We start from the raw sequence: 13,794 nt of genomic DNA, 5'->3' as shown, positions 1-13,794 counted from the left end.
AAGGCCCTCAGGAACACCCCCGGGCGGTTGGCCCGAGGGTGCGTGGTCGTTACATCCGGCAGGATGACTTAGTACTCGTCATCATACCCGTAGTCGTCGTCCCAATAGTCGGCGTCGGACTCGGCGCCATACTCATCCACCCATTCATCGTCATAGGCGTCTTCGTACATCGCGTATCCGTCGTCCCAGTCGTCGTATCCGTCGTCCCAGCCGCTGTCATAGTAATCTTCGTCGCCAGCGCGGAAGCAAGCCAGCGTAGGACGTGGGCAGCCTGCGAGCGTCGGACGCGGACATCCTGCAAGTGTCGGGCGCGGACAGCCTACCAGCGTGACCCGAGGGCATCTCGGCCCGCTCAGGGTCGGGCGTGGACACCACGGTCCGGTGAAGGTCCGGCGCGGGCAGCGTGGCCCGACGGTTGTCGGACGCGGGCACCACGGCCCGACCAGGGTCCGGCGCGGGCACCATGGGTCAACCAAAGTCCGGCGCGGGCAGCGCGGCCCGACGGTTGTCGGACGCGGACACCACGGCCCGGTCAGGGTCCGGCGCGGGCAAAGGGGTCCAACCACCGTTCTGCGCGGGCATGCGGGTCCGACGATCGTTCTGCGAACAGGCCGGTGCAACCGGTCATATGCGGCCTTGATCTGGACAATGCCGGATCCGGAATGCTGGTCGAAGCCGCTGGCCCCGATATCCTTGGCCGTTGCTTTCAGTATGGATTTCAGCTGTGCCTGCGTTGCGCTGGGCTGGGATTGCTTCAGCAACGCCACCGCACCCGCAAGGATCGGCGTCGCCGCCGAGGTGCCGGAGTCACTTGTGAAATACCCCGTGAAATGGCTGATGGAACAGAAGTCAGGCTTGTTCGAATCCAGAGCGGCAGGTCCGCGGCTGCTGTATCCGATGAACTCTTCGTTCTTGTTCACCGCGCCTACGGTCATCACCAGCGGGTGGCCATTTGCACCCCAGATGCTGCGTCCCGGGCCGTTATCGGCGCCGCAACGGTTGTCGGGGCAGGTATCTCCGCAGTTACCGGCGGCGAAGAGCACGAGAATGCCTTCGTTGATCGCCTCGACCACCTTGCGGGTAAACGGGTGGTTGGGGTTGCGGGCATAGGTGGTATCCCATGTTTCCTGGAAAATACCCCAACTGTTTGTCAGAACTTGCGGAGTGCCATTGCTTCGGAACTGGTTGATGGACCAGTTGAACGCCTGCAATGCCCGGCTGATCGTCCCGGGCGAGCCGCCAGATCCGGCAATCCGCAGATCGTAAAGCTGGGCTTCGGGCGCCATGCCAAGAACATCGGTGGCGCACATGTTGCCGTGATTGCCCCATTTGCCGGATTCGGTGCCCCAGTCTGACGGCCATCCGCCGATTACGCGCGGGATGCGACGCGAGGTCTCTCCGTTCTTGACCGGTCGGCCTTGCGCGGTGATGCCGCTGTCCAAAACGCCGACAACAATTCCGTTTCCACGGAACCCCGCCGCCCAGACCTGATCGACCCCCAGATAGGTGGCGACGTCGGCCATGTTACCCTTTGGCGTGCCGGGGCTGCAGTCGCAGGGCGGGATCGGGCATGCTGCCATGCCGCCGCTTGTCTGCGGCCCGTACGGATTGTCGACGGGGAAGCCGTCGATTGGGACGTCGCGCCAGACACCGGCCACTTCGGGGCGGTTGCGCAAGGCTGCCATTGCGTCTTCGCTTGCAACGGTGCCGCGCACCACGAAGGTTTCGTCAGGGGCCTGACCCGAAGCGGCAAATTCGGCGCTTCCGGTGCCGCCCATGCTGACGGGCTCGAATTCATTGTCGACAGCGAAGCCGTCGCCCGAGAAACCTTCGGCCGAGGACATCGCCATGGGACCGGAGCCGCCGGGTGTATAGCGCATTTCGACCAGTATGCTCAGCCGGCCCTTGCCGTCAGTGGGCTGGGGAACTCCGTTTGGGGGCGAGCCGTTGTCGCCGTTGGACTTCCTGCCACGCGTGGTTTTTTTAGCAGCCATCTTTATACCTCCATTGGGTTAAATTTGGTGAACTGGAAACTGGTTGCGCAGGTTGTCGGTCGCGGCGAACGTCGCCACGACAGATTTCGGGATTGGTTGAGTTTGAGTGGTGGAAGAAATCCGGTTCAGCAGGTTGAACGCGGCCTACGGGGCAAAAGGCGCAATTGGCGTATCGCCCCAAATGTTTATGACGTCCGGCCGCTGATTGAGTGCGTCCAGAGCTTCCGCGTCGGCAATGGTTCCGCTGAGTATCACGCTGGTCGGCTGCCTTTGTGCGCCGTGGCCCGTCTCGTTCATCGGGACAGGTTCCAGATCCGGGTCGAGTTCGAACCCCAGCTTTCTCATCTGAGTGGCCAGTGCTTCGGGATCCTGCAAATCGAAATGTGCAGACGCGGTAATCTCGACCATAACGCGCATATTCACGGCCGGACCCTTTGCAAAGGGTGGGTGGTGTCTGACGAAAGGTCTCGCGACAGAATATGCTCCCGGTGGATCCAGGCGGTTCGATCCGTTGTGGTCTTCTCAACACCTGTTTTGTGAAGGAGTGCCATTTCACAACCTCGGTTCGTACGGGATCCGGCGTAATACACGGAGCCATATCAAATTCTCGTCGGAGATTCGAGCGGGGAGTGCTCATGACCGTTTCTTTCAATACCTGCGCAGATGCGGGCTCGCCCGGGCGTCAAAGCATCAGGTCAAAAGAATACGGATTAACTTGTTAATGCCACGGCACGTGTCTGGTGTTTCATCCGAAAGCGGGAGCGTTCCGGCAGAGGCAGAAAAGCCTGCTGTCGAAGGGGCGCTGTATGCTTCGGTCAGGTCCAGCCGCAGTTCAAGCCGCAATCCTTTGGAACAATGGCTCTGAGGCCACCGAGCGGAGAAAAAGTGGTGCCCGCCGTCTACATTCAATAACTCGTATAAACGCGATCATAATAGCGTTTTAGGCTGGTTTTTTCAATTCTAAACAGAGTCCGCCGGGCGCCGGAATGGACGGCTTGCCTGTGCACCAGCCCGGTTCGGCGTCAATGATCCAGCGTTTGCAGAAAGAGGTTTTCCGGTCCGGTCTCGTGTAAAAGGTTGATAAGCTGCGCACATCCCGAGGTTGTCCGGAGCGGTTGCAACGCAGCGGGTTTGTTAGGCCGGGTCGCTCGCGCACATTGCGTTGATGGTCAATTTGGCTCGGCTGATTGGGTTGCCGCCGGGGTTGTGCTTGCGAACGCCCCAATTCGGATCCCCGTTTCGGCGCTGGGTCCGGGACGACCGGTCCGCTATCGATTCCCCTATTTTGCGGCGACAGGAACTGGGGCGGCCCGCGTCAGCCGGTCGGTCAGGGCTCTTCTCCAACTGGGGATTTTACGAACAGGATTCTGATGTCGGAAACAGTTGCGAACGTGGTCTCTGACGGTGTGCATGGGATCATCCGGTTAGTTGATTGACTGATCAATAAAAATCCACCATGGTCATCCCCGCAGATAAAATGACCGGTTCGATCCGCGCTCGCCGTCTGCTCAGAACCATACGTTCGCAATACAAACCCGCCGGAGAAAACCAGTTCCGGACTACCCATCAGCCATGTTTCGGAGACCTCAGAACATGATCGCGCAGCCTCAGGCCAGCCATTACGTGAATGGCGCCTATCTTGAAGATGAAAATGGTCGATCCCTTGATGTGATTTACCCAGCGACCGGAGAGGTGATCGCGCGGTTGCACGAGGCCTCGCCCGAACTCGTCGATCAGACGATCGCGCTGGCCCGGACGGCGCAAAAAGCCTGGGGCGCCATGTCCGGCACCGAACGCGGGCGCATCTTGCGCCGAGCCGCCGACATCATGCGCGAACGCAACCATGAGCTTTCAGTGCTGGAAACCTATGATACCGGCAAGCCGTTGCAGGAAACCCTGGTTGCGGACGCAACATCGGGCGCAGATGCGTTGGAGTATTTTGGCGGTCTTGCAGGCAGCCTGACCGGCGAGCACATACAGCTTGGCGAAGACTGGGTCTACACCCGGCGCGAACCGCTGGGACTGTGTGTCGGCATCGGTGCTTGGAACTACCCCACGCAAATTGCCTGCTGGAAGGCCGCGCCAGCACTGGCCTGCGGCAACGCCGTGATTTTCAAGCCTTCTGAAGAAACTCCGCTCTGCGCGCTCAAGGTTGCTGAAATCCTGTCCGAGGCAGGCCTGCCGCCGGGTCTGTTCAACGTGCTGCAGGGGCGGGGTGAAACCGGCGCTGCCCTTGTCACTGATCCCCGGGTGGACAAGGTATCGCTGACCGGTTCGGTGCCCACCGGGCGAAAGGTCTATGCCGCTGCGGCTGCGGGCATGAAACATGTCACGATGGAGCTCGGCGGCAAGTCTCCGATGATCGTGTTTGACGATGCCGATCTGGAAGACGCCGTCAGTGGCGCGATCCTTGGCAACTTCTATTCTTCGGGGCAGGTGTGTTCGAACGGGACACGTGTGTTTGTTCAGAAGGGCATCAAGGACGCGTTTCTGAACCGCCTGCAGGAGCGGCTTGCCAACGCGATCATCGGTGACCCGCAGGATGAGGCCACCAATTTTGGCCCGCTGGTCAGCGCGCGTCAGTTGGAGATCGCCCAAAGCTATATCGAGGCAGGGAAATCCGAAGGGGCCCGCTTGGTTTGTGGCGGCGAACGGATTGAACGTCCGGGCAACTGGATGACGCCTGCGGTTTTCGCCGACGTTACCGACGACATGAAGATCGCGGTTGAAGAGATCTTTGGTCCCGTGATGGCCGTGCTGGATTTCGAAACCGAGGAAGAGGTGATCACGCGCGCCAATGCCACCGATTTCGGTTTGGCCGCCGGTGTGTTCACCAGCGATCTGAAACGTGGGCACAGGGTCATCGCGCAACTGGATGCCGGAAGCTGCTTTATCAACTCGTACAATGATGCGCCGGTCGAAGCGCCGTTTGGTGGCGTCAAGCAATCGGGGGTCGGGCGCGAGAACTCCAAGGCTGCGATCGAACATTACAGCCAGCTCAAATCCGTCTATGTCCGCATGACGCCGCTTGAGGCGCCATACTAAAGCACGACAACGGTGCAAAAGGATGCCGGTTCGGCCATTGGCATGATTGCCTTTTGGCCGATCCGGCTTTTGTTTTTTCGCTTCGGCGAGTGGTTTTATGGGGCCAATGCAGTTGGGCCTGTCAATGCACGAGGTCGAAATGCGCCACGGTGACGGCTTGATGGCCGGGCGGTCGCGTGTACGCAAGCCTTGCGGGGCAGCGCCCGAACAAGCGCAGTTGGCTTCTACCCAAGTCTTAACTCCTGAAATTTTTCGAGTACGATTGAGGTGGTTTTGCCGCGGCAATCAAGGTCGCCGACCCGTGAGCATATCATACCACAAGCCATCGGAAATTAGTCGACCCGCTCATCGCCCGTTCTGAAGATTGTGTGATTGGGTCTTTGGGTTGCGGCTCCGAAAAATGCATCGCCGAGCTTGCTGAGCCCAGGCGATTCCGCCCCTGACGTTTTGCCCGGAAGGTTGCGTGCGTGGGAAGTTCACATTTAGTATCGCAATGTATCGATGTGAAACACCCGGCGGTCAGCCGGTAAAATGTCTATCTGGGGGGAAGTGTATGAAACAGTTTTGCTATCGGGTGCTGACGGCAGGTCTTTTCGCGTCGCCTGGATTTGCGCAGGATGCTCCGATCATACACGATGCCGAGTTTTACATTCTTCAGTCCCAGCATGAAGACCAATGGGCACAGGATGACGCTGCGGTCGACGACGCTCTGGCCGCATTTCGGGACGGCAACGGAGGCAACCCACCGAACATCGTCAGTGTGCTGATCGACGATATGGGTTTTGGCGACATGGGAATACCCGAGCTGAACGCCGTGCGGGGATATGAAACGCCGAATATCAACGATTTCTCGGATCAGGCCATGCGAATGGTACGCATGTATACCGAACCCTCCTGTACGCCGACGCGGGTGGCGCAGATGACCGGGCGGTTGCCGGTGCGGATGGGCATGGGCGACACGACAGTCGATATCGCAGGTTTTGGCCTGCCGGAGAACGAAGTCACGCTGGCCGAGGTCCTAAAACAGGCGGGCTATGCGACCAGTCATGTGGGCAAGTGGCATATGGGCGACATCGCTGAAAGCTGGGCGATGAACCAGGGATTTGATTACGCTCAGCACGCAATCCACCAGCAGGGGCAGCTGACCATTTTCAACGACGACGCGATCAGGGAACAGGTTTCGGTCGCGATCCGGGATTACGACGACAAGTACACGCTGGACGGCTGGTTCCGGCCGGATGCTGCTGCAATGATGACCGTGATCGAAGGTGAAACCGGCGGCCCAATCCGTGAAATCCGCATGGAAACCGGTGAACGCTGGAATGCCGCTAAATATGACGAGATGAACCAGGCGTTCCAGGACAAGACGCTGGAGGAACTGGATCGCCTTGCAGGCGGTGAGCATCCGTTCTTCCTGCAATACTGGCCGATGATCCCGCTGGACAACACCCGTGCCGGACGATCGGGACCGGAAAGCGTGAATGGGGGACTTTATGTCGACAAGATGCAGCTGCTGGATCAGTGGCTGGGCGATCTGTTTGCCCGCTTGGATGAACTTGAGCTGACCGACAACACCGTTGTCGTAGTGATGGGCGATAACGGACACTTCACAAAATACGCTCCACAATCCGGCTTTACGCCGTTGATCTATGCAGGTGGCAAAGGTGACACGACCGAAGGCGGTGTCCGCGTCGATGCCTTCATCCGTTGGCCTGGTATGATCGAGGCTGATGGTCTGCTGAACAGCATCATTCACGTCTCGGATCTTTACACAACGCTCTCCCGGTTCGCCGGGGCCGATCAGCATATCCCACGAGATCGTCTGGTTGACGGGGTGGACCAATCGGCCGCCCTGTTGTTTGCCGATGAAACCAAGGCGCGGCGCGATCATGTCATCATCTATTCGGTCAACAAGCCTGAGGCCGTTGTGAAAGACCAGCTTAAGCTGAAACTGCCGGGGCCCGGGGAAAGTGCGATTCTCGCGAAGTTCTTTGATCTCTACCGGGACACACGCGAAGAATACTCGGTCTCGACCGAGGTTGGCGCCTGGGGCGGTCAGGAGTTCGCGCGGATTCTGGGGCGTCACATGGCAAGAAAAGAGAAATATCCCGATACAACGCCTGCCTACGGTGTGCCCTATGAAGGGATCGAGAACATACGCCCCGAAACGCAACAGGCCGTAGATGCGTTCATGACCAAACGCGCCTCTGCGCAGCAATAACGCAAAAACCGGAACAGGATCACGAGGTGCAGATGGTCGGAAACATACTCTTCGCTGTTGGCCTGATCGCCTCGCTTGGGATCGGATTTGTCTATTTCCGCGATCTTGGCGACATCTCGCAGATGCTGTTGAAGGTGAAGCGCGAAAATATGGTGCGGTTCATCCGAAACGAATACCGCCTCATCGGCATAGGGCTGAGTGGCTTTGCCGTTTCAACGCTGGCGCATTTCCTGTTTGGCGGTGGTCCGCTCTGGCTTTGGTTTGTCGCCGCGCTGCTGGTGATATTCCTGTACGGGTTTCCCTATGTCTGGGTGCATCTGGGTTTGCGGAACCAGCTTAACACGGCGCAGTATTTTCCAATCAGCGAAGCCCGGAAATACGTCGGGTCGACGGCGCCGGTTATCGTGATCGAAAACAATGGGCACGCCCGCGCCCATCCGGATGCGCAGATTATGCGCCCGCATCTGGCGGGCAATGAAAAAGGTCTGGGCGGCGAAGACGTCGTGATGACCTACTGTGCCATGGCCAATCTCGGTCAGGGATATTCGCCGGCCATCGAAGGCAAGCGGCTGAACCTTGAGGTTCTGGCCCAGCACGGCAACAATCTGATCCTGCGTGACAATGATACCGGCGAGCCGATTCAGCATATATACGGCTTCCGCGAAGCGGATCGCGACCCGAATGCGGACGGACCTGCCTGCCCCCTGCGGCCGGAAGCTCGGATGAAGCCATGGCCCACGTATCGGATGACGTTTCGCGGGTTTCAGAAGGCCTTTCCCGACGGCGAGGTTTACCTGAACAAACCCTCTTCGAACCTGCTGCTGCGCCTGCTGGACATGGTGACGGAAATCACTTTTGGCTGGGGTATTTCCCGCCAGCATCAGGAAGATGCGCCGGTGATGGACAACATGGAACGCTCGGACAATCGGCTGCCGAACAAGACCTATGTCTGGGGGATCACAATCGGGGATGATGCGGCCTGCTGGACCGACGATTTCATTGTCGAGAATGACTGGATCGTGAACGCGCGGGTTGGCGGGCGCGACGTCGTTGTCAGTCTGGACCCACGTTATGAGAGTTTGGGTGTCTGGTACAACGACAGCGGCCAGCCCGTGACCCGATGCAACTTCTGGGGTGTTTCGGATCAGGGCCAGTTGCAGAGGGTCGAGACGCTGCGGGCCGGCGTGTTCTGGCATGTTTGGTCCGAGTTTTTTCCAAACACCGAAATCAATCGTGTAGAAGGTGGTGAAGACGTGGTTGGAGAGACCGCCGCGTGATCCGACGGGCCCGGGGAGCATTCCAATTGCGACGGCACACTTGTTTTTGGAAGCCTCGCTGGGCGGTTCCCCGGCGCATTGACCTTCCCGGTTGCTTGGGCAGGATTTCGCATTTCGGCATTGTACTGATCCTTGCTCTGGCAACTTGGGCGTACCTTGCCGCTGCCGTCAGGGGACAAGAGATACAGTCGGAGAACACAGACCTGCGCTATGTCGGATCGGAGCAGTGTAAGGGCTGCCATCAGGATGCCACCGACGCCTGGATGGGGTCGCATCACGCGCTTGCCTGGACCAGCCCCGCGCCGGATACCGTCCTGGCCGACTTTGACGGAACCCGGTTCGAGCACGACGGGGTGCAATACGAGTTCTCAGTCGACAACGGAAACTACCGCATTCACCTGACCGAGACCGACGGCACGGTGAAAGACTATTCCGTCCATTCCGTTGTCGGGGTCGCGCCGCTGCAACAGTATCTGATCGAAACCGAGCCGGGCCGATTGCAAAGCTTTGATGTCGTTTGGGATGTCGAAAACGGTCGTTGGTACCACTTGTACCCCGACCAGACATTGCCGCCGGATGACGGGTTGCACTGGACCGGACCATACAAGAACTGGAATGCCCGCTGCGCGGAGTGCCATGCGACCGGTTTCGAAAAGCGCTATGACGAACGCCGTCAGGCCTATGCTTCGGTTCAGGTCGAAACGGGGGTCGGATGCGAAGCCTGCCACGGCCCCGGTTCGGCGCATGTCGACTGGGCGGAATCTGCCGGAACCTCATCGGTGCCCGCGCCCGCGGGATACGGATTTGCGATGGATTTCGCCGGGGCAGGGGCTGAGGCTGCGATACAGCAATGTGCGACCTGCCATTCCCGACGTGAGCCGTTTGGCGAGGGAAACCCAATGCCCGGAACCAGTTTTCATGAGGCTTACAACCTGTCATTGCTGCGCCCCGGCCTATACCACGCCGATGGGCAGATTTTGGACGAGGTCTATGTCTACGGGTCGTTTCTTCAATCCAGGATGTATTCAAAGGGCGTGACTTGCCTGAATTGCCACGACGCCCACAGCGCCGAATTGAAGTCAGACGGAAACGGCGTCTGCACGCAATGCCATTCCCCGGCAGGCAATCCCGATTTCACGTCTTTGCCGCTAAAGCTCTACGATGATCCTTCGCATCATTTCCATGAAGCGGGGTCCGAGGGTGCGCAGTGCAAAAACTGCCATATGATCGAGCGTGTCTATATGGGGACAGACGGTCGTAGGGACCACAGCTTTCGTATCCCAAGGCCGGATCTGGCGGACGTAACCGGTGCACCGGATGCCTGTACCGACTGCCACGCGGATCGGTCGGCAGAATGGGCGGCGGCGGAGATAGAAAAACACCATCCGAATGCAGCAGCGCGCCCGCATTACGGCGTCACGCTGGCGGCCGGGCGGTCTGATCCAGTGGGCGCCAAGCCGGACCTGAACTCTCTGGCGCTTGATGACAGTCAGGCGGGCCTGGTCCGGGCAACAGCCCTATGGCTGTTGTCTCAGGTCGCGGATGAGACTACCGCCGAGGATATGGCACCTCTGTTGGCGCATGATGATCCGCTGATAAGGGCGACGGCCATCGCAATTCAAAGGGCTGCGCCGCCCCGGTTGCAGGCGGACAGGCTAAACGAACTGCTCGACGACCCGGAAAGGATGGTGCGGATCGAGGCTGCGAAGGCCATGCTGGATTTTCCTGCCGCCGGTCTTCCGGAGCAGCAGCAGGACAAGTTGCAGCAGGCGATGTCCGAGTGGCGGGCCTCGCTGCGGGCGCGGTCGGACTTCCCGGAAACCCATCTGGTACTGGGTGGAATGGCGCTGACCTTCAGAAATATTCCCGCAGCAAAACGCGCCTTTCGCGAGGTGGTGCGCATGGATCCGCAACGCGAAGAAGCCTGGGTCATGATGGTCCGGATTGCCGCAGCAGTCGACGGGCGCGAGGCGACGCTGGCCATTCTGGAGGAGGCCCTGAGCAAAGTGCCGGACAGTCAGGCCCTAAACGAGTTGCGCGCCTCGGTCCTGGCCCAATAGACACACGCCTTCTACAGGTTCTGAATTCCGTGAAGGGTCAGTGTGCTGACCACGTCCGAGTAATCTTCGCGCGCTTTTGACCCTGCACCAGTGTTCCACATGTAATACCAGTTCAACATGCCGAAAACGGACATGGTCGCGGCGCGCAGCTTGTTCTTGTCTGTTCCAAGAACACCCGGAGCCAGTTCTTTCAGGATGTCGCTGACGAAATTGACCAGATCCCGCTGATAGCCGCGCAGGACCTTTTGCTGCTCGTCGGGCAGTGCGGACATGCCGCTGACCTGAACGCGATGTTCATCATCCGCGCCCTGATAGGCGAACAGGATTTCTTTTATCGCGGCCCGCAACTTCTGTTCAGCCGTCAGGCCATCCGTGTTGATGCCGCAGATCCTGTCGCGCAGATCACGCAGGTAGGTTTCAAGGATGTCATACAGGATGGCATCCTTGCTGTCGTAGTAGTGGTAGATATTGGCTTTTGATATCCCGCACTCCTTGGCCAGCAAGGACATCGAGGCACGGTCGAACCCTTCATTGGCAAATACCCGTGCCGCCGATTTCAGGATTTGAGCACGTTTCTGATCGTGATCTTTGGCGATGGTACGGGCCAAGGTCTACTCCTTATCGCGGTTGTCGACGACCCGTTTGGCTTTGCCTTGCGAGCGTTCAACCTGTCCGGGGTCCTCTACAATAATCTCGGTTGAAACACCAATGATGTCCTTGATCCGCTTGGTCAGCATGCGCGCCGCCGCGGTTTTGGATAACTCATCGGTCGAATCCGGATTGGCCTCGACCAGCACCCGCATCGCGTCCATGCGGCCCGATTTGTAAAGCTCGATCTGGTAATAGGGTGCCAGTCCGCCGGTCGCCATGACCTGTTCTTCGATCTGGCTGGGAAAGACATTTACGCCGCGCAGAATGATCATGTCGTCGCTGCGCCCGGTGATCTTGGCCATCCGGCGCATCGACCGGGCGGTTCCCGGCAAGAGACGCGTCAGGTCGCGGGTGCGGTAGCGGATCATCGGCAGGCCTTCCTTGGTGAGCGTGGTGAAGACCAGTTCGCCCATTTCCCCGTCCGGCAGAACCTCCCCTGATTCCGGGTCGATGATTTCGGGCAGGAAGTGGTCCTCCCAGATCACCGGACCGTCCTTGGTTTCGACGCATTCGTTGGCGACACCCGGCCCCATGATTTCCGACAGGCCGTAGATGTCGACCGCATGCATGTCAAAGGCGGCTTCGACCTCTTTGCGCATGGCGTCGGTCCATGGCTCGGCGCCAAAGATGCCAACCTTGAGTGAGCTTTCGCGCGGATCAAGCCCGGCCTTGTGAAACTGTTCGAGAATGTTGAGCATGTAGGACGGCGTCACCATGATCCCGTCCGGACGGAAATCGGTGATCAGGCCGACCTGCTTTTCCGTCTGTCCGCCCGACATCGGTATGACCGTGCAGCCAAGCCGTTCGGCCCCGTAATGTGCGCCCAGACCGCCGGTGAACAGGCCATACCCATAGGCCACATGCATCATGTCACCCTTGCGCAACCCGCTGGCGCGGATTGAGCGGGCGACCAGATCGGCCCAGTTGTCGATGTCGTTTTGCGTATAGCCAACAACGGTCGGCTTGCCCGTGGTTCCTGAAGACGCATGAATGCGCACGATTTCGCGGCGTGGAACGGCAAAAAGCCCGAATGGGTAGTTATCCCGAAGGTCGTTCTTGTAGGTGAACGGGAACTTTGCCAGATCAGACAGGCCGTGCAGGTCGTCAGGATGAACGCCGGCCTCATCGAAACGCGACCTGTACATCGGCACGTTTTCATAAGCGTGACGCACCGACCATTTCAGGCGGTCCAGTTGCAGAGCCCGTATCTCATCGATCGATGCGATTTCAATCGGGTCCAGGTCAGCTTTGTTGGGGCTAAGATCTTCCATCGCGGTCTCCTCCAAACGCGAAGTTATTCTTTGAACAACTGGCCGTTGATCGCGCGGGACATGCCGCGAAACTCGGCGATCAGTTTGTTGTCCTGATTGGTGACCCGGACGTCGTAGATGCCGCTCCGCCCGGTCAGGGATATTTCCGTCGCCGTGGCGGTCAGGCTGTCGCCCAACTGTCCGGGGGCGAGATAACTCATCACCGTATGCTGCGCCACGGTGACGGTGTTTCTGCTGTTGCAGGCAAACGCAAAGGCGCTGTCGGCAAGGGCGTGGCTGACGCCGCCATGGCAGATGCCCACACCGTTGCAATGGTGGGCCGCGACGGTCAGTGTCAGCACGGCGCGGCCTTCATCGACCTCAAGAATTTCCATGCCGAACCACTTGCTTGCCTGATCGTTGGCCCACATGGCGGACGCTGATTTTTCTGCCCGTTCTTTCGCGTTCATGCTTACCTGCCCTGAAAATTCGGTTTGCGCTTTTTCAGAAAGCTGGCGACGCCCTCGGCATAGTCCGCGCTCTGACCGCAGGTTTTCATGGCTTGCGCCTCCAGATCCAGCTGATCGGAAAGGGTGTTTTTGGCTGCGGCGTGAATGCATTCTTTTGTCAGCCCGTAGCCCAGCGTCGGGCCATTTGCGAACTGTTCAGCCAGCGCGCGGGCCTCGGACATCAGTTGATCGTCCGGCACCGCTTTCCAGATCAGCCCCCATTCGGCGGCTTGTGCGGCAGGCAGGGGTTGCGCTGTCAGGGCCAGGCCCTTGGCCCGCGCTTCACCCAGCAACCGGGGCAGGTGCCAGCTTCCGCCGGTATCGGGTATCAGCCCCACCTTGGAAAAGCTCTGGATGAACTTTGCGCTCTCGCCCGCCAGGACCATGTCACAGGCCAATGCAAGGTTTGCGCCCGCGCCGGCGGCAACACCGTTCACCGCGCAGATGACCGGAAAATTGAGCGACCGGATCAGCCGAACAAGCGGCGCGTAGAAGGTGCGCACAGTGTGCCCAAGATCGGGCGGCCCATCCATCTTCGAAGGGTCCCGGTCGCCAAGATCCTGCCCTGCACAAAAACCGCGCCCGGCGCCGGTCAGCAAGATGGCCCGCGCTCCGTCGTCGCGCGCTTTTTCCAGCGCGGAACGCAGGGCAAGGTGCATTTCCTCGTTGAAGGAATTCAGTTTGTCAGGGCGATTCAGGATGATTTCGACCCAATTCCCGTGACTTATGGCAATAATGGTATCGCTCATGGCGACCTCGCGTTTGAAATCCGGCAAGTTCCATATTG

At 59.3% G+C, this 13,794-nt stretch carries 10 protein-coding genes; 4 read left to right on the top strand and 6 right to left on the bottom strand.

Translation table 11 applies throughout. The annotated features are described in order from the left end of the window. Positions 1-68: 68 nt before the first annotated feature. Positions 69-1,994: a S8 family peptidase gene (locus ACR0J2_RS22510; protein WP_480813926.1), complete on the bottom strand. Its 1,926-nt coding sequence runs from the start codon at positions 1,992-1,994 to the stop codon at positions 69-71. Between the two features lie 144 nt (positions 1,995-2,138). Then, on the bottom strand, positions 2,139-2,417 hold the full coding sequence (locus ACR0J2_RS22505; RefSeq protein WP_170615987.1) for a hypothetical protein: 279 nt from the start codon (positions 2,415-2,417) through the stop codon (positions 2,139-2,141). Between the two features lie 1,170 nt (positions 2,418-3,587). Between ACR0J2_RS22505 and betB the strand changes: the two genes are divergently transcribed. The 4 genes from betB (at position 3,588) to ACR0J2_RS22485 (ending at position 10,597) form a co-directional block, all read left to right on the top strand. Then, complete coding sequence (gene betB / locus ACR0J2_RS22500) at positions 3,588-5,039, top strand: betaine-aldehyde dehydrogenase (RefSeq protein WP_480523654.1); 1,452 nt, start codon at positions 3,588-3,590, stop codon at positions 5,037-5,039. Between the two features lie 553 nt (positions 5,040-5,592). After that, positions 5,593-7,260, top strand: coding sequence for a sulfatase-like hydrolase/transferase (locus tag ACR0J2_RS22495; protein ID WP_480813925.1), 1,668 nt, complete (start codon positions 5,593-5,595; stop codon positions 7,258-7,260). Between the two features lie 32 nt (positions 7,261-7,292). Further along, positions 7,293-8,537, top strand: a complete 1,245-nt coding sequence (locus tag ACR0J2_RS22490; RefSeq protein WP_480813924.1) for a DUF3179 domain-containing (seleno)protein — start codon at positions 7,293-7,295, stop codon at positions 8,535-8,537. 95 nt (positions 8,538-8,632) lie between these two features. Then, the gene (locus ACR0J2_RS22485; protein ID WP_480813923.1) at positions 8,633-10,597 is read left to right on the top strand and encodes a cytochrome c3 family protein; all 1,965 of its coding nucleotides are present in this window, start codon (positions 8,633-8,635) and stop codon (positions 10,595-10,597) included. 11 nt (positions 10,598-10,608) lie between these two features. Here ACR0J2_RS22485 and ACR0J2_RS22480 read toward each other — a convergent pair whose 3' ends face one another. Genes ACR0J2_RS22480 through paaG form a run of 4 tightly spaced genes read right to left on the bottom strand, consistent with a single transcriptional unit; the run spans position 10,609 to position 13,756 of the window. Then, positions 10,609-11,205 carry a TetR/AcrR family transcriptional regulator gene (locus tag ACR0J2_RS22480; RefSeq protein WP_170682139.1) on the bottom strand — a complete coding sequence of 199 codons (597 nt, stop codon included), beginning with the start codon at positions 11,203-11,205 and terminating at the stop codon, positions 10,609-10,611. A gap of 3 nt (positions 11,206-11,208) precedes the next feature. Then, the gene (paaK, locus tag ACR0J2_RS22475; protein ID WP_480813922.1) at positions 11,209-12,519 is read right to left on the bottom strand and encodes a phenylacetate--CoA ligase PaaK; all 1,311 of its coding nucleotides are present in this window, start codon (positions 12,517-12,519) and stop codon (positions 11,209-11,211) included. 23 nt (positions 12,520-12,542) lie between these two features. Next, complete coding sequence (paaI, locus tag ACR0J2_RS22470; RefSeq protein WP_170682137.1) at positions 12,543-12,968, bottom strand: hydroxyphenylacetyl-CoA thioesterase PaaI; 426 nt, start codon at positions 12,966-12,968, stop codon at positions 12,543-12,545. Between the two features lie 2 nt (positions 12,969-12,970). Beyond that, positions 12,971-13,756, bottom strand: coding sequence for a 2-(1,2-epoxy-1,2-dihydrophenyl)acetyl-CoA isomerase PaaG (gene paaG, locus ACR0J2_RS22465; protein WP_480813921.1), 786 nt, complete (start codon positions 13,754-13,756; stop codon positions 12,971-12,973). Positions 13,757-13,794 lie beyond the last annotated feature (38 nt).

It is taken from the genome of Ruegeria sp. CG4 (assembly GCF_056537185.1).
The sequence above is the reverse complement of the archived record's forward strand: the minus strand, read 5'-3'. Positions and strand labels throughout refer to the sequence as shown.